Raw genomic sequence first — 19,729 nt, 5'->3', positions numbered from 1 at the left:
AGTCGAGCTCGATCCATGTGGGCGCGTGGTCGCTGGCGCCGCTTCGACCCCTGACTTCCCAGGCTACAGTCGCCGCGCGGGCAACGGCGACCACTCAGCGCTGATGAGCAAGTGGTCGGCAAGCTGCCTGCTCCAAGCAGAGCTTCTAGATCGGCAGGATCTTCAGGTCGAAGACCCGCTCGATAAACCACAGCGCGGCAACGATCACCGCAAAGACCGAACCGCCGCGCAACACGACTGGCGGATAGCGTCGCCAAGACCGCAGTGCCAGCAGGACCGTCAGCGCCATGGTCACGATGATCAACTGGCCGGCCTCTACGCCGAGGTTGAATCTCAGCAATGCCGACACGAAGCTCGCGACTGGCAAGTCGAGCTCGGCCAGCACGTTCGCAAAGCCGAAGCCGTGAATCAGGCCGAACAGAAAAGTGAAGATGCGACGGCGCCCGCGCAGCACCGGCACGATGTTGTCGACCGCCGCCACGATGATGGTGAGCGCGATGGCCGGCTCGATGAGGCGCGGTGAAAGCGACACGATCTTGAGCCCCGCCAGCGCCAGCGTGATCGAGTGGCCCAGGGTGAACATCGTGACGGTCGCCAACATCGGCCACACCGCCTGCTGCCACCGCGCTACCGGCCGCCAGCCCTCGCGCGTGCGCACCAGCACTGCGGGCAGCAGCAGGCAGATCAGGAACAGGATGTGGTCGTAGCCGATCAGGATGTGATGGATGCCGTCGAGGAGAAAGCTGGTGTCGCCGGAGGATTCAGGTGAGGGTGACGCAGTCGTCGCATCGTGCGGCAGCGCCACAGCAACTGCTCCGCCCACCGGATCGAGCGACCGCAGCGCTGGAGCCGCAGCGCTGCCCATGTCGACGCGCAACAAGCCGCGGTGCGTCGGGTCGACTTCCTTGAACAACCGGTAGTCGACATCGAGGCGATCGCCCGCAGCGCACTGCGACTGCAGCTGCAGCACGAGGTAGGTGCCGTCGACGCGGCTTTCGATGGCGGGCGGCTGCGCTTCGTTCAACACGCAGCGCCCTTGCTGCAATTGCAGGTGCGCCAGCGCATAGGCACGAATGTCGTCCATGCGTGCTTTGACTTCGCCCCAGCTCAGCTTCTGGTCGCCGTCTTTATCGATGTCGAGCATGGCGTCGAGATCGCGCAGCGAGATGTCCCAGCGCAAGTTCAACTGGTCGCCGGCGCGGCTCAACTGCAGGTAGGCGTCGCTGGCCTTGTGGGCTTGCGCTGGAAGGATGAACACGATGCCGATCGCCAGCACAGCAAGGACGCGAACGACAAAGGCACGCCTCATCACAAGACCGCATCGACCCGCGCATCGCGCAGCCCGATTTGCCGCATCAACGCCTTGACTTCTGCACGCGCCGCATCGTCGTTGGCCGTGGCGGCGGCTCGTGCGAACACAAGCAGGTCGATCGGCTCGCGCTGCAATTGCACGTTGAGCCGCGCGAGCTCGAGCGCGCGGCGCGCATCCTTTTGTACGTCGAGCGCGAACATCGCGTGTTCTCTCGCATGCAGCACCGTGCTGCCGGGCCGAAGCGCCGCGGCATCGAAGCGCGCCGCTAGCTCGTCCACGTCGCTCTGCGCCGTTGCGCGTTGCGCAGCGGTCAACTTCTTTTGTTCGCCGAGCCGTTGCGTGGCCATGACGATGCGCAACAACACGGCGTCGCTGCGCGGCTCGGACTTGAGCAGGGGCAAGACTTCAGCCGGTCGGCTCTGGCTCAGCAGAAAGTCGCTGTAGGCCAGCACGTCGTAGCCTGCGCGCTCGGCGCCCAGTGCCTGGCGGTAGGCGGTATGGGCAGCGGGCGCACGGCCTGCCAGTTCATTGATTTCTGCCACCGTCGTCAATAGCCATTGCCGCGTCGCGTTCTGACGCGGATCTTTCAGCGGCGGACTGTCGAGCAGGCTTTGCAACGACTCCTGCGCGCCGCGATGGTCGCCACGCAGGCCCGCGTTCTCGGCCAAGCACGCCACGGCATAGAGGTTCTGTCGCAGCTTGACCAGCGAGCGGCATGCCGCATCCGAATCGGCATAGCGGCCGCGCACTCGGAGGATCGTCGCCAGCGTGAGCCAGCCCTGGGCGTTAGACGCGTCGGCAGTAAGCGCGAGCTTGAGCGTGCGCTCCGAGCCATCGAAGTCATGAAGAAATTGGGCGACCGTCGCATGCATCACTAGGATGCGGTTGGGCGTGGTCGCCGTGAGTGGTTGCCATGCCTGCAGCACGCCCATGGCGTAGCCGGCGTAGCGCGCGTCGCCTTGCGAGCGCGCGAGATCGAGGTAAGTTTTGGCGGCTTCGAGGGCGGTGCCCTCGTCGCGCGGCCGTTGCACCAGTTCGCGACGGAGACGACGCTCCTCGCGTGACCAGCCTGCCACGGAGGGAAGCGATTCGACGATCTCGTTGTCGCTCGTCGGCACCCGCGGCACGGCGTGTGCCGTGCCGCTGGCGACGAAGACCGACAGTACCGCCGCGAGCAGCGAGGCTGCGACAGCACCGTATCGGATCATGCGAACGCGACCACTGAGCCTTCTCTATTGCGTAGAGACCGGGTCTTTGGTTTCCGATGTCGGCGGCGGGTCGAACTTCGACACGTCGGCCGGTGGGGCGGTCTCCGAGGTACCTGCCACGAGCTGTTTCACATACGAAATGAAGCTGTCGTAGGCATCCGCCATCATGGGGGGCTGCGTGGTCTGCGGCGGAGGGTTCTGCGCCGGCGGTGCTGTCCCGATCGGCACATAGCCACCTCCGCCGCCGCCACCGCCGCAGGCCGTGAGCACGAGTGCCGCAGCGAGCGCGACGCCCAGTTTCAGAAGCTTGTTCTTCATGGTGCTAACTCCTTACGGCTGCTGCTGGGTCACGGCGCCTGGCAGCGGCGTGTTGAGGTATGGGAACACGGCAGGGAACGCGGCTGGCGTCTGCAGTGCGCCATCGGTAAATGGCAGGCTACCGGCCGGTGCGTCCGATGGCTTGCAGCCAAGCTTGAACTTGTCGGTATCGGTGGTCAACACGCAGAGTGCACCCATGGCCACGCGCAACTCGATGTCCACCACGTCGTCACCCGGGCGACGTCCGTTCGGGAAGCCCGCGAGGTCGCCACCGGCCACGCCGAGGTTGCTCTGGTTCGCCATCGGGGTCGGCGCGATCTTCGTTTCCAGACGCAGCATTTCCGACGGCACGACGTTGGCTGGTTTGTTGAGCCCGTCGATGCCCGTCAGGAATGTGGCAACCAGATCGGTGCGCGGGAACTTGGTCGGTGCCTTGGCCGATGGGAACAAGGTTTCGATCAGCGCTGGCAACGCGGGGTTTGTCACGTACGGCAGAAACTGCTTGTCGTCACTCGGTTGCGAATTGTTGAAGCGATCCTTGTCCTTCAGCCCGATCACGAGTTCGTTGACGAGCGGCATGCCGAGACGCGACACCTGGGTCCATGCGCCACCGTTGAGGTAGGTGGTGCCGTGGCCGCTTTTCGGCGGGCTGGCGACAAGTCGCCCCTGACGTGCGCTGGACGTCGTCCAGCCGCCGATGATGGTGCTGCCGGCTGTGGTCAGGCAGGAGGTGGGCACTTCCATTTCGAGCGACGTGATGTTCTTGCCGGCCAGCGAATCGGAATTCGGTACGTTGACGGAGCCCAGCGGTGCGAGATTGATCAGGTCGAAAATCGGACCGAGCGCGACGACGAAGGGATCTTTTCGCTGACCCACGAAGACCTTGCCCGGCGCATCACATCCGGGGATGGTGACGTCGTACACGTGCTGGGCTGCGTAGTTGGCATAGCCCGGCGCCACGCCGAAAGTTTTCTCGCCGATGTTGTCGGTCGGCTTGTCGAACACGGTGGTGCCGTCGAGCTTCTTGACCGGGTCACCCAGGCTACCCCGACGCGGGCCACGCACCACATTCACCGTGTAGGTCTCGCGGAGATTGCTGGTCGGCTGGTTCGGGCCGGTGATGCCGCCGGCTTGCACCAGTGGAATCGAGGTCTTCACGCCGTCAATGGGAAGGGCGATGTCACGCAACGTGTTCTGGAACCGGAACTGGAACGTGATGTGTTCCTTGCCGTCGCCGACGTTGTCGATGTGGATCTCGTACAAGCCGTTCGGATCCATGTTGAAGTAATTGGGTCCACCGTACGGGCTCTGGTCCGGCTGGTAATCGGCGATCAGCGTCGTGTAGGCCGCACGGGCTGGGTCGTAGCTGCGGAACATGTAGAAGTCGGTGCCGTCGAGCTTGGGCGACCCGGCAATCGACGGCGCCTCGCGGTGGCTCGATGCGAGCGCGCCGCCCGCGGCGATGGCGCACAACGCCAGCGCGCAGGCCTGAATTGGAAGTCTTGTCAATTTCATCACTTCACCTCGAAAGTTGGTTTGGTTTGAGAGGCCCGGTGCTGCTTGATCCGGCCGAATTTCCCGGTCGGATTCACGCTAGCCAAAGCTTTACGTGAACAAGTTCACATTGGATTCAAACCAGATGCCGCGACAGCCGTGAAATGGCTGCGCGACGTCCCAACTTCCCTCCGGCTTCGGGAAAACCCGTGGTCGAAGTCGCGGCGCGCGCTGACGCGTCGCGCTCCGCTGCTCAGGCTTCGGCCAGCATGCCCCGCTCTTCGATGAACGCGACCACCTCGGCCAGCCCGGTCTTGGTTTTGAGATTGGTCATGACGTAGGGCCGCTGCTTGCGCATGCGTTTGGTGTCGGCTTCCATCACTTCCAGACTGGCGCCAACGTAGGGCGCCAGGTCGGTCTTGTTGATGATGAAGAGGTCGCTCTTGGTGATGCCGGGGCCACCCTTGCGCGGGATCTTTTCGCCGGCGGCGACGTCGATCACGTAGATCGTGAGGTCGCTCAGCTCGGGGCTGAAGGTGGCGGCCAGGTTGTCGCCGCCGCTCTCGACGAACACCACGTCTGCGTTCGGAAACTCGCCCAGCATGCGGTCGATGGCTTCGAGGTTGATCGACGCGTCTTCCCGGATGGCAGTGTGCGGGCAGCCGCCGGTCTCGACACCCATGATGCGTTCGGCCGGCAGCGCACCGGCGACCGTCAGGATGCGCTGGTCTTCCTTGGTGTAGATGTCGTTGGTGATGGCGATCAGGTCGTACTTGTCGCGCATCGCCTTGCACAGCATTTCGAGCAGCGTCGTCTTACCCGAGCCGACCGGACCGCCGATGCCCACGCGCAGCGGCGGCAGTTTCTTGGTGCGGTTGGGGATGTGGTGCAGGGCGGAGGACATGGTGTGGACCTTAGCTTCGAAAGAGGCGTGAATACTGGGCTTCGTGCCGCGCGGAAAGCACGGCGAGCATGGGAGAGAAGGCCTGACGATCGTCGTCGCCGAGTGCGATGGCGTGGTCGACCGCATGCGGAATTTCAGCAGCCAGCCGGCCCAGCATGCGTTGGCCGGCGCTCTGGCCGAGCGGCACGCACTTGACCGCGGCGCCTGTCATGTTCTCTGCCCAACCAAACGCAAAGGCGAGGCAGCCATCGCGCACGGTGGCTTGCGTGCGCGATGCGGCAAAGGCGAATGCGATCGGGTAGGTCACCGGCATCTTGTCGAAGGAGGCCACCACGTCGTCGTGATGCAGCTTCAGCCATTCGACGAACGAGCGGCCCATCTGCTCGGTCTGCAAGCGGAACTCGGCGGTCTCGCGGGTCTGCAGCACCCAGGCGTTGAGGCGGGCGAGGCGCTCGGCGTCTTGCGTGCGCCAGGCGTCGATGGCTTGGGCGACGATCGACAGGTCGCCGCGTGCCAGGGTCAGATGCAGCTGATCTACCAGCCAGTCGGAGGCTGCCGCTTCCGTTGCAAGGCCGGCCCATTCGACGCCGGCCTCGATGCCTTCGGAGTACGAGAAGCCGCCGATGGGCAGCGCCGGCGAGGCCAGCCAGATGAGCTGGAGAAGGCTGGAGGCCGGCAGGGCGCCCACAGGCGCGGCAGGGTCAGGCATGCAGGTCAGTGCGCGTGGTGCGGACCGTCGTGATCGTGCCCGTGGTCATGACCTTGCTCATGGCTGTGCGGATGGCCATTGTCTTGCGGCTGTGCATAGGCGTCGGGGTGGAGCACCGGGCCGACGGGCGCCTTGCCATGGTCGCCGGATGCATGCGCGCCATATGCGCCGCCCTCCGGCTCGAAGGCCTCTTCCGCCTCGCGCACGATCAGGTGCATCGAGCGCAGCATGGCGGCCAGCACATGGTCGGGCTCGATCTTGAGGTGGTCGGGCTTGAGCTCTATAGGCACGTGACGATTGCCCAGGTGGTAGGCCGCGCGTGTCAGATCGAAGGGCGTGCCGTGTTCGGTGCAATGGGTGATGACCAGCACCGGCTGCGGCGACGCGATCACCCGGATCAGCGAGCCGTCTTCGGCCACCAGCACGTCGCCCCCGCGCACCGCAGTGCCGCGTGGCAAGAAGATGCCGACCTGCCGGCCTTGCGAATCGATGGTGTCGAAGCGACTCTTCTGGCGAACGTCCCAGTCGAGTTCGATGGTGGCAGCACGCTTGAGCAGCACGGGCGCGAGGCCCTTGCCCTGGGGCATCAGTTTGTTGGCAGTCAGCATGGGGGCAAAAAAAGCAGGATGGAGAAAGAACGGTGTGTGCGAGTCGGCGTGGTCAGGCGCGGTCAGACACGGCTTAGCAACTCGGACTTCTTGGCGGCGAATTCTTCGTCGCTCAGGAAACCCTTGGTGCGGACGTCGGCCAACTTTTCGATGGTCGCAAAGACGTCTTGCGAATTGTTCGACGGCGCATTGCTATTGCTGTTGCTGTTGCTGTTGCTGTATCTGAGTCGAGAAAAGTGGCTGGGTCGTTAGTTGGCGGCGCAACGCTTGTACTCTCTCGCGTAGCAAGATAGTATAACATTTGTTATAACTCAAGGCCGCCTATGTCTGCACTCAAACTTACCCAGATCGGTAACTCCGTTGGAGTGATCCTGCCAAAAGAATTGCTCGCGCGACTGCAGCTGGGCAAGGGCGACACCGTGTTTTGGACGGAGGCGGCGAACGGTGTGATGTTGACGCCGTACAACGCCGAATTCGAGGCGCAAATGACGGCGGCGCGACGCATCATGAAAAAGCGGCGCGATGTTTTGCGTGAACTTGCCAAATGAGTTTGGCATCTCGCGACTGGCATTGGCTCGACAGTGCAGTGGCGCACGCTGTCGATGAGGCGCAACTCGCCGAGCATGGAGGCGCCTCCGGCGTACGCGATAAAAATCTGCTCGCGTCGGCGCTCGCGCGGCCACAGCAACTGGCCACCTACGAAAGTCCGGACGTCGCTGCGATCGCTGCCAGCTATGGCTTTGGCATTGCTCGTAACCATCCTTTCATTGACGGCAACAAACGAACGGCCTTCGTCGCGGTTGAACTGTTTCTCTTGCTGAATCGCTTCGAGTTGATGGCGCCCGATGCCGAATGCGTACTCACGATGCTCGACCTCGCTTCCGGCGCTTTGGATGAGCCGAGTTTCGCTTCGTGGATTCGTCGGCATATTCAAGAAGCGTCTGCTTCAGAATAAAAAGTACCGCTGCGTCAGCGGCAACGAGGTCGCCGGTTCGCACACCAGCAACTGGCCGTCTGCACGCACCGCATAGGTCTGCGTATCGATCTCCATCTTCGGCGTCAGGCCGTTGTGGACCATGTGCTTCTTGCGGATGCCCCGCACATTCTTAACCGCCACCAGCGTCTTGTGCAGACCGTACTTTTCGCCGATGCCCGCTGCCAACCCTGCCTGCGACACGAAGGTGAGCGAGCTCTTGTGGAGCGAACCACCGTAGGCGCCGAACATCGGTCTGTAATGCACCGGTTGCGGCGTTGGGATCGATGCGTTGGGGTCGCCCATGGCGGCCATGGCGATGGTGCCGCCCTTGATGATGGTGAACGGCTTCACACCGAAAAACGCTGGCTTCCACACCACCAGGTCGGCCCACTTGCCGACCTCGATGCTGCCCACTTCGTGTGCGATGCCGTGCGCGATGGCCGGGTTGATCGTGTACTTGGCGATGTAGCGCTTGGCGCGAAAGTTGTCGTTGCGCTGCAGCGCCTCGACCAGTTCGCCCTGGCCGGTCGGTGCCAGCCAGCCGCGCTGCGCCTTCATCTTGTGCGCCGTCTGCCAGGTGCGAATGATGACTTCGCCCACACGGCCCATCGCCTGGCTGTCGCTGCTCATCATGCTGATAGCGCCGAGGTCGTGCAGGATGTCTTCGGCCGCGATGGTTTCCTTTCGGATGCGCGACTCGGCAAAGGCCAGGTCCTCGGCGATGCCGGGGTCGAGGTGGTGGCACACCATCAGCATGTCGACGTGCTCGTCGAGCGTGTTCACCGTGTACGGCATCGTCGGGTTGGTCGACGATGGCAAGAAGTTCTCTTCACCCACCACCCGCAGGATGTCCGGCGCATGACCGCCGCCCGCGCCTTCGGTATGAAAGGCGCAGATGCCGCGCCCGCCGACCGCCGCGATGGTGTTCTCGACGAAGCCCGATTCGTTCAGCGTGTCTGAATGGATCGCCACCTGCGTGTCGGTGGCGTCGGCCACGTCAAGGCAGTTGCTGATGGCTGCCGGCGTCGTGCCCCAGTCTTCATGCAGCTTCAGGCCGATCACGCCGGCATTGATCTGCTCGTGCAGCGCGTCCGGCAGGCTGGCGTTGCCCTTGCCCAGAAAGCCGAGGTTCATCGGGAACGCGTCGGCGGCCTGCAGCATGCGTTCGATGTGCCACGGGCCGGGCGTCGCGGTCGTCGCGAAGGTGCCGGTCGCGGGGCCGGTGCCGCCGCCGAGCATGGTCGTCACGCCGGAGGTCAGCGCCTCTTCGAGTTGCTGCGGCGCGATGAAATGGATGTGACTGTCGATGCCGCCGGCCGTCACGATATTGCCTTCGCAACTGATGACTTCAGTGCCGGGCCCAATCACGATGTCGACGCCCGGTTGCACGTCGGGGTTGCCGGCCTTGCCGATGGCGACGATGCGGCCGCCCTTCAGTCCGATGTCTGCCTTGACGATGCCCCAGTGGTCGAGGATCAACGCGTTGGTCATCACCGTGTCGACGGCGCCACCGGCCGTCGCGCCACTGCCTGTGCCGTCGCGCGTGCGTTGCGATTGCGCCATGCCGTCGCGAATCGTCTTGCCGCCGCCGAACTTCACTTCTTCGCCGTAGGCCCCGGCGCGCAAGGTGTAGTCGGCCTCGACTTCGACGATGAGGTCGGTGTCGGCGAGCCGCACGCGGTCGCCTACGGTGGGGCCGAAGATTTCCGCATAGGCGCGGCGTCCGATCGTTGCCATCTAGAGTTTTCCTTGGACCAGGCCACGAAAGCCGTAGACCACGCGGCCGCCGGCAAAGTCGACCAATTCGACCGTGCGCTGCTGGCCCGGTTCGAAGCGAACCGCAGTGCCCGACGCGATGTTCAGCCGCATGCCGCGCGCCGCTTCTCGGTCGAAGCCGAGCGCGCCGTTGGTCTCGGCAAAGTGATAGTGCGAGCCGACCTGGATCGGCCGGTCTGCGGTGTTCTGCACGATGAGCGTCAGCGTGCGCCGGCCGCTGTTGAGCGCGTGGTCGCCTTCGTCGGTGAAGAGTTCGCCGGGGATCATGCGAGGGCTCCGTTCAGGCGGCTTGCACGAGCAGCACGGCGCCGAGTGCGACCACCGCGGCACCTGCTGCGCGCGGCAGCCAGACATTGCCGCGACGCAGCGCCCAACCGGCAGCGATGCCGGCCAGATGCAGCAGCACCGTCGCGGCCACCATGCCGGCGAGCGTCAGCGCCGCGCCGGACTGGTTCGCCAACTCGTGCCCATGCGCGACGCCATGAAAAATCGCGAAACCGCCGACCAGCACCGCTGCTGCGGCAGGCGGCAGATGCTTCTGCGTGACGACGAGCAAGCCGAGCACCAGCAGCGATGCCGCGATCATCGGCTCGACCGCCGGCAGCTGAATGCCCGCCAGACCGATCAGCGCGCCGACCAGCAGCATCGCCGCGAAGCCGAGCGGCGCCCACAACAGATCGGGCCAGGCGCGACGTGCCGACAGCGCACTCCAGAGGCCTACCGCCACCATCGCCGCAAGATGGTCGGCGCCGGTCAGCGGGTGCATGAAGCCGCTGACCAGGCCATGGTGCAGTCCGCCGTCGACGCCGGTGTGCGCGCTGGCCGCGAGCGGCAGCAGTGCGAGCAGGGCGATGAAGCTCGTGGATACAGAAGCGGTGCGCATGAAAAGAGATCCTCGTGATGGTCGTTGTGGTCGTCGGGCTTCAAACGATCGGCTGGTGAACCGTCACCAGCTTGGTGCCGTCGGGAAAGGTCGCTTCGACCTGGATGTCGGGGATCATTTCGGCGATGCCGTCCATGACGTCGGCACGCGTCAGCACGCTGCGGCCGGCGCTCATCAGCTCGGCGACGCTCTTGCCATCGCGCGCCCCTTCCATGACGGCGGCAGAAATCAACGCAATGGCTTCGGGGTAGTTGAGCTTCAGACCCCGAGCCTGCCGCCGTTCGGCCAGCAAGGCGGCAGTGAAGATCAACAACTTGTCTTTTTCGCGCGGAGTGAGTTCCATGATCAGGGCATTATGGGCAACGGGTGAGCGTTGCAACAGTCATGCCGTCCTTTGCGCGCGCCTGCGCCGTGGCATGAAATCTGCACCGAAAAAATGTGAATCCGAACCCCACCACGCCCCCTGGACCCGACGAAGCGCCACAGCGCATCGTCAAGGTCCGGCGCGACTACAACAGCTGGGTCGCGAGCGAAACGCTCGAAGACTACGCGCTGCGCTACACGCCGCAGCGCTTTCGCAAGTGGTCTGAATGGCGGGTCGCCAACACGGCTTTCGGCGCGGCTTCGTTCCTGATCCTGGAGGCGGTAGGCGCCACGCTGCTCGTGCAGTACGGTTTTGCCAACGCGTTCTGGGCCATCCTGGTGACGGGGCTCATCATCTTTCTGGCGGGCTTGCCGATCAGCGTGTACGCGGCGCGCTACGGCGTCGACATGGACCTGCTGACGCGTGGCGCCGGCTTCGGCTATATCGGCTCGACGCTGACGTCGCTGATCTATGCGTCGTTCACCTTCATCTTTTTTGCGCTCGAAGCGGCGGTGATGGCGTATGCGCTGGAGCTCGCGCTGGGCGTGCCGCCGGTGTGGGGTTACCTGATCTGCGCGCTGGTCGTGATCCCTTTGGTGACGCACGGCGTATCGGCCATCAGCCGCCTGCAACTCTGGTCCCAGCCGATCTGGCTGCTGATGCTGGTCGTGCCGTTCTGCTTCGTCGTGGTGCGCGATCCGGGCGCCTTTGCCGGGATTACGCACTACAGCGGTGAGAAAGGCGGCTCGGCCGGCTTCGACCTGCGCCTTTTTGGTGCGGCATTGACGGTTGGCATCGCGCTCATCACGCAGATGGGCGAGCAGGCCGACTACTTGCGCTTCATGCCCGAACGTACCGCAGCAACACGCGGGCGGTGGTGGGCCGGCGTGCTGGCGGGCGGGCCGGGCTGGGTCGTTCTCGGCGTGATCAAGATGCTCGGTGGCGCGCTTCTGGCCTATCTGGCGATCACGCACATGGTGCCGGTCGACCGGGCCGTCGATCCGAACCAGATGTACCTCGCGGCCTACGAGTACGTGTTCCCTAACTACGGCTGGGCGGTTGCTGCCACGGCGCTCTTCGTGGTCATCTCGCAGATCAAGATCAACGTCACCAACGCCTATGCCGGCTCGCTGGCCTGGAGCAACTTCTTCTCGCGCGTCACGCACAGCCATCCGGGCCGCGTGGTGTGGGTGGTGTTCAACGCGCTCATCGCGTTCATGCTGATGGAGATGAACGTGTTCGAGGCGTTGGGCGATGTGCTCGGGCTCTACGCCAACATCGCCATCGCCTGGATGATGGCGGTGGTCGCCGATCTGGTCATCAACAAGCCGCTGGGCCTGTCGCCGCCGGGCATCGAATTCAAGCGCGCGCATCTGTGGGACATCAACCCGGTCGGCGTCGGTGCGATGGCGCTGGCCTCGGTGCTCTCGATCACGGCTTACCTCGGCTTTTTCGGGCCGATGGCGCAGGCGTTTTCAGCGTTGATCGCGCTCGGCACGGCGCTGGTGACCTCGCCGTTCATCGCATGGGCGACCGGCGGCAAGTACTACATCGCACGGACTTCCAACGGAAACGGTGCCGCGCTGTTCGCGCCTGCACCCGGCGCACGGTCGGTGCGATGGGCGCGGGTCGAGGCCGAAGTCGGAACTCGCCAGCGGCTGGTCGTGCAGCGCTGCGTGATTTGCGAGCGCGAGTACGAAGGGCCGGACATGGCGCATTGCCCGGCGTACCAGGGCGCGATCTGTTCGCTGTGCTGCACGCTCGATGCGCGTTGCGGCGACCTGTGCAAGCCGCAGGCCGGCCTGTCGGCGCAATGGTCGGCCGTCTTGCGCTGGCTGCTGCCCCAACGCAGCTGGCGCTATCTCGACACCGGGCTCGGCCACTTCCTGCTGTTGATGCTGATCATCGTGCCGCTGCTGGCGATCGTCTTCGGCGTGCTCTACACGCAGGAGCTGCGGGCGCTGGCCGAAGGCACGCTCCAGACCATGACGCCCAACGAAACGGTGGGCGCGCAGGCGGCATTGCGATCGGGCTTCTCGAAGGTCTACATGGCACTGCTCGTGCTGGCCGGCATCGTCGCCTGGTGGCTGGTGCTGGCGCAACAGAGTCGCAAGGTGGCGCAAGAAGAATCGAACCGGCAGACGCACTTGCTGGTGCGCGAAATCGCGTTGCACCACGAAACCGACCGTGCCCTTCAAGCGGCCAAGCAGGCTGCCGACGAGGCACGCGAAATCGCGGAGCAGGCCAAGCGCGCAGCCGACCAGGCCAACCAGGCCAAGAGTCGCTACATCAGCGCCATCAGCCACGAGTTGCGCACGCCGCTGAACAGCATCCTGGGCTATGCGCAGCTGATGGGCGAAGACGCCTCCGTGCCACCGCACCGACAGCAGGCGGTGGCCGTCATCAAGCGCGGCGGCGAGCACTTGCTGTCGCTGATCGAAGGCACGCTCGACATCGCCCACATCGAGGCCGGCAAGCTCACGCTGCATGCGCGGCCGATGCGCTTTGCCGATTCGATGCGCGAGCTGGCCGACATGTTCGAGCTGCAGGCCGAAGAGAAGGGCCTTGCCTTCTTCTTCGAGCCCGCAGAAGGCTTGCCCGAGGTGGTACGCGCCGACGAAAAACGGGTGCGGCAGATTCTCATCAACCTGCTCGGCAACGCGATCAAGTTCACCGCGTCCGGGCAGGTCACTTTGCGGCTGGCCCATGCACGCGAGTTCGCGACCATCGAGATCGAAGACACCGGCCCGGGCATGGCAGCCGAAGACATCGAGCGCATCTTCGAGCCGTTTTCTCGTGGGGCCTCGGGCGGCAACCCGGCTATATCAGCAGGCGGCGGTGGCGGCAACGTCGGCAGCAGTTCGGCGCCGGGCGCCGGCCTCGGCCTCACCATCGCCAAGATGCTGACCGACCTGATGGGAGGCGAGATGCAGGTGCAGAGCAGGCCGGGCGTCGGGTCGATCTTCCGCGTTCGACTGTTCCTGCCGCGCGTGCACGAGGCACTGGCCGGCCCGCGCCGTGCGCAGTTGCCGGCACCCATGCCGCGTGTGCGCCGTGGCTATGCGGGCGAGCGCCGCCGCGTGCTGGTGGTCGACAACGAAGAGGCCGATCGCGAATTGCTCGTGCAGGTGCTGACGCCGCTCGGCTTCGAGTTGCGCGCGGCTGCGAGCGGCCACGACGCGCTCGACCTGCTGGCCGCCGGCTATCGGCCGGATGCGATGTTCGTCGACCTGGCGATGCCCGGCATCGACGGCTGGGAAACGATTCGCCGTGCTCGCAAGCTGGGCCTGTCGCACACCGTCATCGCCATCGTGTCCGCCAATGCGTTCGACAAGCGGCTCGACAACGACGTCGGCATCACGCCGGAAGATTTTTTCGTGAAGCCGGTGCGCCACAGCGAGTTGCTCGATTGGCTGGAGCGGCGGCTCGTTTTGCAATGGACCGCCACACCCGCACCGTCAAAGCCCTCTGCGACCGGTGCTGTCGAAGCGCTGATCATGGTGCGCCCCGCACCCGAACGTTTGCGCGCATTGGAAGAAGCCGTCGGGTTGGGTTACTTTCGCGGCATCATGAACCAGCTCGACGACATCGATGCCGAGCAGCCCGAGTGCGCTGCCTGGACCAGCGCGCAACGCGCCCTGGCGCGCCAGTTCCAGTTCGAAGCGATGGATTGCAAGTGAGCTCGAGCCCCACCGACCGCCCGCTCGCCCGCAACACCGATCTGGTGCTGATCGTCGACGACGTGCCCGACAACCTGGCCGTGCTGCACGACGCACTCGACGAATCCGGCTACACCGTGCTGGTCGCGACCAATGGCGAAGCCGCGTTGCAGCGTGCCGCGCAGGCCCGGCCCGACATCGTGCTGCTCGACGCCATGATGCCCGGCATCGACGGCTTCGAAGTGGCGCGCCGGCTCAAGGCCGACCCGGCCACCGCGCACATCCCTATCGTCTTCATGACCGGGCTCACCGAGACGGAGCACCTGGTCGCTGCGCTGGAAGCGGGCGGTGTCGACTACGTCACCAAGCCGATCAAGCCGAAGGAAGTACTGGCGCGCATGAACGTGCATCTGCAGGGCGCACGCCGTGCGCGGCAGGCGGCGCAACAGGCCGGCCAGGCGCGCAACGCGCTCGATGCGTTCGGCTACGCGAGCATCACCGTGCGTCTGCCCGAAGGCCGGCTCATCTGGCAGACCGCTTTGGCGCGCGAACTGTTGCTGCGCTATTGCGGCACCAGCGCGCCCGAGACGCCGGCCGTGGTGCTCGACTGGTTGCGCCTGCACTTGCCGGGCACGGTCGACCGCATCGAGCCACCTGTCCTGGCGATCGGCCCCGCGGCGCGCAGCCTCACGTTGCGGCTGCACCAGCAAACCGGCCATGACGACGACGGTGCCGAATGGATGATCATCCTGCGCGAGGTGTCCGACGTCGCCGTCATCGAGGCCATGAGCCTGAGCCTGAAGCTCACGGCGCGCGAGGCAGAAGTGCTTTATTGGGTGGTCAAGGGCAAGACCAACAAGGACATCGGCGAGATCCTCGGCAGCAGCCCGGCCACTGCCAAGAAGCATCTGGAGCGCGTGTACGTGAAGCTCGGCGTCGAGACGCGCACAGCGGCAGCGGGCGTTGCCATGAAGCGCATTCGCGAGTTGCAGCCGCACTTCGAAATCTGATCGAAGTGTGAGCTGAGCACCTACGTCGCCGCGGGTGCGCAGGCGTCATCGACTTGCCGTTTTGGCATCCTAGAATCCGCCGAACCCGTCCACGATGACGCAGCGATTGCGCGCCAAGACGCGGTCGATCCGGGAGGCCCACGATGAGAACAACGAGCAGCATGAGGCGAAGCATGGCGCTGGCCGGTGCTGCTTTGCTGTGCCTGTTGCACGCGGGCAGCGCGTTGGCTGGCGGCCATCTGGACGTCGACGATGCGGGCACGCTCGACCGCGGTCAGTGCCTCGTCGAGACATGGGGCGGGCGTTCCGGGGCGGTTCCGGTCAACGCGTTGCATGTCGGACCCACCTGCCGTGTCGGGCCGATCGAGCTGGGCGTGAATCTCGATCGCACGTCGAATCCCGGCACTTACTACGCGGGGCCACAGGTCAAGTGGACATGGTTCGGCCAGGAGGCGGATGCGCGCTTCAGCGGTGCCGTGTCGGCCAACGCTACTTTCGACCGTACCCACCACGGCAAGCCGGGACGGCAGCTGGTATTTCCGTTCACGCTGGTTGCGACCCCCAATTGGCAGATCCACGCCAACATCGGTGCCGACTGGGCGACCGTCACCGGTGAACGTACTTTCCGCCGAGGCCTTGGCACCGAGTGGGCACTGAACGAGGCGGTGTCGTTGCTCGCGGAGCGCAACCGCGCTTTCGACGCGTGGACCACACGCATCGGCGCGCGTTTCAACTTCACGCCGTTCACCAGTCTCGACGTCACGACCTCGCGCACCGGGCCCGAGCATGCGCGCGGCTTCTATGTCGGGTTAAATCACGAGTTCAAGCGGCCCTGAACATGGGCCGCTCCAACCCAATTTCTGGAGACAAAAAATGAAGAAGATCGGAATGATCGGCATCGGCATGATGGGCCACGGCATCGCGACCAACATCGTGAAGCATGGCTATCCGCTGGCCGTCCTGGAGCATGCTGGCAACCAGCCGCTCGATGCGCTGAAGGCGGCGGGCGTGACCACATACGGCAAGCCACGCGAACTCGCAGCGGCGGTCGATATCGTCATTCTGTGCGTCACCGGATCGCCGCAGGTCGAGGCCGTCTTGATGGGCGACGATGGCGTGCTGCAGGGCCTGCAAGGCCGGAAAGCAGGCACCGTCATCATCGATTGCTCCACTGCGATTCCGACTTCGACGGAGCGATTGGCAAAACTGGTGATGGAAGCGGGTGGCCGCTTCCTCGATTCGCCGATGACGCGCACGCCCAAAGAGGCGGCCGAAGGTCGTCTCAATCTGCTGGTGGGTGGCGATGCCGCGCTGTTCGAAGAATGCAAGCCGCTGCTTGCCTGCTTCGCCGAGAACATCACGCACGCCGGCCCGGTCGGTGCCGGTCATCGCATGAAGTTGCTGCACAACTACGTCTCGCTCGGCTTCGTCGGTCTGTTGGCCGAAGCGGCTGCTTGTGCCGAGCGGTCGGGCGTGGCGCCCGAGGTGCTGGTCGATGTGCTGGCAAAGGGCGGTGGTGGCGGTCTGGCGCTCGAGCGCATGAAGCCGTACATCCTGTCGCGCGATCCGTCGGGGCTGCGCTTCTTCATGTCGAACGCGGCCAAGGACATGGGCTACTACACGACGATGGCGGGCGACATCGGCGCTGCGCGCGCCATTGCGGACGGCGTGCACGAGACCTTCGAGCGCGCGCTGCGTGAGGGCGACCCGCAGGCGCTGGTGCCTGAGCTGGTCAGCTTGCTGGCGAAGAAAGGCGACGGCGCAATCTAGCCCTCGGCCCCCTCGACCAGAAAACGCACCCGCCGCACGCCCTGCCATTCATCGGCATCGAGCCGAAACGCCAGCATCACCTTCGCAGGCAACGGATCGGTATGGCCGAACCAGATCCCGTCGATCGGCCGCCCTTGATGGCGCAGCTTCAACGCCAGGTGCTTTTCGCCGACGAGCCGCTGCGACAGCACCTCGACCTCTTCGCTGAAAGTCGGCGGCGCAAAGCCCTGGCCCCACACCTCGCGGTGCAACGTATCGACCAGATCGACGCGCAGATACTCGCGCGCCAATGGACCGTCGGTGTCGATCTGGCGTACCAGCGACGACGCGGCGAGCCACTCTTGCGCGACCTGTGCGATGGCTTTACAGAAGGTCTCGAAGTGCTCGCTGGCCACCGTACAACCCGCCGCCATGGCATGGCCGCCGAAGCGCAGCAGCACCCCGGGATGCCGCTTGGCAACAAGGTCCAATGCGTCGCGCAGATGGAAGCCTGGGATGGAGCGGCCCGAGCCTTTGAGTTCCGCTTCCTTGCCCGGCGCTGCGCTCGCCGCGAAGACGAAGGTCGGCCGATGAAATCGATCCTTCAGACGCGACGCGACGATGCCGACCACGCCTTCATGAAACGCTGCATCGAACACGCTGATGGCCGGCGGCGGCGCCTCGCTGCTGTCGCCACTCGCATCGAATAGCGACTCGGCCAGCAGCAGCGCCTGGTCGCGCATCCCGCCCTCGATGTCGCGCCGCTCGCGGTTGATGCCGTCGAGCGTGCGTGCCAGCTCGTCGGCGCGCGCGGCGTCGTCGGTGAGCAGGCATTCGATGCCGAGTGTCATGTCGGCCAAGCGCCCGGCGGCGTTGATGCGCGGGCCGAGCGCAAAGCCGAAGTCGAAGGTGGTGGCCGTGGGTGCGTTGCGACCGGACGCCTTGAACAGCGCCGCGATTCCGGCCTGCATCGAGCCCGCACGGATGCGGCGCAACCCCTGCGCCACCAGGCGGCGGTTGTTGGCATCGAGCCTGACCACGTCGGCCACGGTGCCGAGCGCGACCAGGGGCAGCAACACGTCGAGCTTCGGCTGATTCGCCAGCGTGAAGACGCCGCGCGTGCGCAGCTCGGAGCGCAAAGCCAGCAGCACATAGAACATGACGCCGACGCCAGCGATGCTCTTGCTTTCGAAGTCGCAGCCGGGCTGGTTCGGGTTGACCAGCACTTCGGCCGATGGCAGCTGCGGGCCGGGCAAGTGGTGGTCGGTGACGAGCACCTTGAGGCCGCGCGCCTGCGCCGCGGCCACGCCGTCGACACTGGCGATGCCGTTGTCGACGGTAATGAGCAGGTCGGCGCCGCGGTCGGCCACGCGTTCGGCGATGGGCGGCGTCAGGCCGTAGCCGTCGATCACGCGGTCCGGTACGAGATAGCTCACGTTCTTCGCGCCGAGCAGGCGCAGACCGCGCACGGCGACTGCGCAGGCGGTCGCGCCGTCGCAGTCGTAGTCGGCCACGATGCACATGCGCTGGTCCGCCGCGATGGCGTCGGCCAGCAGCACGGCGGCTTCGCGCGTGCCGCGCAATGTGTCGGGCGGCAGCAGGCGCGCGAGACCGTCGTCGAGTTCGTCCTTGCCGAGCACGCCGCGAGCCGCATACAGGCGCGCGAGCAGCGGATGCACGCCTGCCTGCTCGAGCGCCCAGGCGCTGCGCGGCGGAATGATCCGGGCAACGATCTTCACAGCGTTGCCAGCAAAGTGGCCGCTGACGGCCGCTCGAACAGGCCCTTGAGCCAGCGCCCGAAGGTGCGTTTGTGCGTCGTGAAGCGCTTGGCTGCAAGATCGCCGCACAGCGTCAGCGTGACTTCATCGCCGCGCGTCGCAGCGGCCAGCGCTTCGGCGATCGGGCCGGCATCGAGTGCGCGCCAGGCCTCGGCCCACACGGGGCCGTCGTCACGCAGCGCGGCCGGTCGCAGGGTGCCGATCACCTCGGGTGCATCGACATCGAAAGGCAACAGCTCCGGCGGCAAGGCCCCGGTGCCGCTGAGCCAGAACGAATTGATCGGCGGTACGCCGCGGGCTGCACGATCGTCGTTCACCCGCTGGGTGTAGAGCAGCATCTGCATTTCGTTTTGAAGGCGGCGCAGCGACCTTGCATGGTCCGACAGCGGCGACCACTTCGAGATCGGCCAGCCGATGGCGCGGTCGATCGACGCCGTCGCGATGCCTTGGAACACCGCGCCGCGCGCGAGCCAGCGGCCCGGCACGGCCGACCCGCGCAATGCAATGCCGTCTTCTTCGAAGAACGGTTGCGCCGCTTTCAGCAACGCGTCGGATTCGGCCGCGTCGATCTCGATGGCGGCCGGATCGCCCAGCACGACGTCGTCGATGCCGACCTGCCAGTGACAGAGCGTGGCCCAGCCCCAGGCTTCGGCGTCGTCCGCCTCCGCGACCTTGCTGCGGCGCGCGTCAAGGGCGGCCCACGGGATGCAGCCATCTGCCGACGCGAGGCCGAGCGCTTGTGCCAGTGCGCGTTCGTGCGGCGGCGAGCGGGTGGTGTCTGCCTGTGTGTCGTCGTCGGCGAGCGTCGCGCGTGCCAGCAGGGCTTCGAGATTGGGAAGCCGCAAGCCGACGAGCGCGGCGGCGCAGGCGGGGGAATTGCGTCCTGCGTAGGGAATAAGCAGATGACGAGGGGACGAACCGGGAGAACTTGAAGAGGCGGTGGCAACCATGGGCCTATTGTCCGGGATGCCACAATCGTCG

The 19,729-nt window shown here is 65.4% G+C and carries 19 protein-coding genes; 6 read left to right on the top strand and 13 right to left on the bottom strand.

The genetic code is table 11. The features are described from left to right. Nucleotides 1-145: 145 nt before the first annotated feature. The 7 genes from H7F36_RS00750 to ureE all read right to left on the bottom strand — a co-directional run bounded on the left by H7F36_RS00750 (nt 146) and on the right by ureE (nt 6,553). Complete coding sequence (locus H7F36_RS00750; protein WP_187052891.1) at nt 146-1,309, bottom strand: HupE/UreJ family protein; 1,164 nt, start codon at nt 1,307-1,309, stop codon at nt 146-148. Next, nucleotides 1,309-2,520, bottom strand: coding sequence for a tetratricopeptide repeat protein (locus H7F36_RS00745; RefSeq protein WP_187052890.1), 1,212 nt, complete (start codon nt 2,518-2,520; stop codon nt 1,309-1,311). The genes H7F36_RS00750 and H7F36_RS00745 overlap by 1 nt, the downstream gene beginning before the upstream one ends. Before the next feature lie 24 nt (nt 2,521-2,544). Further along, nucleotides 2,545-2,838, bottom strand: a complete 294-nt coding sequence (locus tag H7F36_RS00740) for a hypothetical protein (protein ID WP_187052889.1) — start codon at nt 2,836-2,838, stop codon at nt 2,545-2,547. Nucleotides 2,839-2,850: 12 nt separating this feature from the next. After that, nucleotides 2,851-4,353 (bottom strand): DUF4331 domain-containing protein, encoded by a 1,503-nt coding sequence (locus tag H7F36_RS00735; protein ID WP_187052888.1) that lies wholly within the window; start codon nt 4,351-4,353, stop codon nt 2,851-2,853. Between the two features lie 232 nt (nt 4,354-4,585). After that, nucleotides 4,586-5,236 carry an urease accessory protein UreG gene (ureG, locus tag H7F36_RS00730; protein WP_187052887.1) on the bottom strand — a complete coding sequence of 217 codons (651 nt, stop codon included), beginning with the start codon at nt 5,234-5,236 and terminating at the stop codon, nt 4,586-4,588. Between the two features lie 10 nt (nt 5,237-5,246). Then, nucleotides 5,247-5,945: an urease accessory protein UreF gene (locus H7F36_RS00725; RefSeq protein WP_187052886.1), complete on the bottom strand. Its 699-nt coding sequence runs from the start codon at nt 5,943-5,945 to the stop codon at nt 5,247-5,249. A gap of 5 nt (nt 5,946-5,950) precedes the next feature. Then, entirely contained in the window at nt 5,951-6,553 is a 603-nt protein-coding gene (gene ureE, locus H7F36_RS00720; protein ID WP_187052885.1) for an urease accessory protein UreE, read from the bottom strand. 323 nt (nt 6,554-6,876) lie between these two features. Here ureE and H7F36_RS00715 point away from each other — a divergent pair, with 323 nt between their 5' ends. Both H7F36_RS00715 and H7F36_RS00710 read left to right on the top strand, forming a co-directional pair. After that, entirely contained in the window at nt 6,877-7,101 is a 225-nt protein-coding gene (locus H7F36_RS00715; protein WP_187052884.1) for an AbrB/MazE/SpoVT family DNA-binding domain-containing protein, read from the top strand. Beyond that, the gene (locus H7F36_RS00710) at nt 7,098-7,508 is read left to right on the top strand and encodes a type II toxin-antitoxin system death-on-curing family toxin (RefSeq protein ID WP_187052883.1); all 411 of its coding nucleotides are present in this window, start codon (nt 7,098-7,100) and stop codon (nt 7,506-7,508) included. Before H7F36_RS00715 ends, H7F36_RS00710 begins: the two co-directional genes overlap by 4 nt. Here H7F36_RS00710 and ureC read toward each other — a convergent pair. Genes ureC through H7F36_RS00690 form a run of 4 tightly spaced genes read right to left on the bottom strand, consistent with a single transcriptional unit; the run spans nt 7,500 to nt 10,531 of the window. Then, entirely contained in the window at nt 7,500-9,266 is a 1,767-nt protein-coding gene (gene ureC, locus H7F36_RS00705; protein WP_187052882.1) for an urease subunit alpha, read from the bottom strand. The two genes, H7F36_RS00710 and ureC, sit on opposite strands and share 9 nt — an antisense overlap. After that, a complete protein-coding gene (locus H7F36_RS00700; protein ID WP_187052881.1) occupies nt 9,267-9,572 on the bottom strand; it encodes an urease subunit beta in 306 nt (101 codons plus the stop codon). Between the two features lie 13 nt (nt 9,573-9,585). After that, nucleotides 9,586-10,188, bottom strand: a complete 603-nt coding sequence (locus H7F36_RS00695) for a HupE/UreJ family protein (RefSeq protein ID WP_187052880.1) — start codon at nt 10,186-10,188, stop codon at nt 9,586-9,588. Between the two features lie 40 nt (nt 10,189-10,228). Beyond that, nucleotides 10,229-10,531: an urease subunit gamma gene (locus H7F36_RS00690; protein WP_068631962.1), complete on the bottom strand. Its 303-nt coding sequence runs from the start codon at nt 10,529-10,531 to the stop codon at nt 10,229-10,231. A gap of 80 nt (nt 10,532-10,611) precedes the next feature. On the opposite strand from H7F36_RS00690, the gene H7F36_RS00685 reads away from it, so the two are divergent. The 4 genes from H7F36_RS00685 to H7F36_RS00670 all read left to right on the top strand — a co-directional run bounded on the left by H7F36_RS00685 (nt 10,612) and on the right by H7F36_RS00670 (nt 16,991). Next, nucleotides 10,612-14,232, top strand: a complete 3,621-nt coding sequence (locus H7F36_RS00685) for an ATP-binding protein (RefSeq protein ID WP_410003077.1) — start codon at nt 10,612-10,614, stop codon at nt 14,230-14,232. Then, entirely contained in the window at nt 14,229-15,221 is a 993-nt protein-coding gene (locus H7F36_RS00680; RefSeq protein WP_261802447.1) for a response regulator transcription factor, read from the top strand. The genes H7F36_RS00685 and H7F36_RS00680 overlap by 4 nt, the downstream gene beginning before the upstream one ends. Nucleotides 15,222-15,364: 143 nt before the next feature. Next, on the top strand, nt 15,365-16,057 hold the full coding sequence (locus H7F36_RS00675; protein ID WP_261802446.1) for a hypothetical protein: 693 nt from the start codon (nt 15,365-15,367) through the stop codon (nt 16,055-16,057). Nucleotides 16,058-16,094: 37 nt separating this feature from the next. Beyond that, nucleotides 16,095-16,991, top strand: a complete 897-nt coding sequence (locus H7F36_RS00670; RefSeq protein WP_187052877.1) for an NAD(P)-dependent oxidoreductase — start codon at nt 16,095-16,097, stop codon at nt 16,989-16,991. Here the strand turns inward: H7F36_RS00670 and recJ are convergent. Together recJ and H7F36_RS00660 are read right to left on the bottom strand one after the other, a co-directional pair. Next, a complete protein-coding gene (gene recJ / locus H7F36_RS00665; protein WP_187052876.1) occupies nt 16,988-18,709 on the bottom strand; it encodes a single-stranded-DNA-specific exonuclease RecJ in 1,722 nt (573 codons plus the stop codon). The genes H7F36_RS00670 and recJ overlap by 4 nt on opposite strands. Further along, a complete protein-coding gene (locus tag H7F36_RS00660; RefSeq protein ID WP_187052875.1) occupies nt 18,706-19,698 on the bottom strand; it encodes a hypothetical protein in 993 nt (330 codons plus the stop codon). Before H7F36_RS00660 ends, recJ begins: the two co-directional genes overlap by 4 nt. Nucleotides 19,699-19,729 lie beyond the last annotated feature (31 nt).

Source organism: Variovorax sp. PAMC28562 (assembly GCF_014303735.1).
In the GTDB taxonomy this organism is placed as follows: Bacteria; Pseudomonadota; Gammaproteobacteria; order Burkholderiales; family Burkholderiaceae_C; genus Variovorax.
The sequence above is the reverse complement of the archived record's forward strand: the minus strand, read 5'-3'. Positions and strand labels throughout refer to the sequence as shown.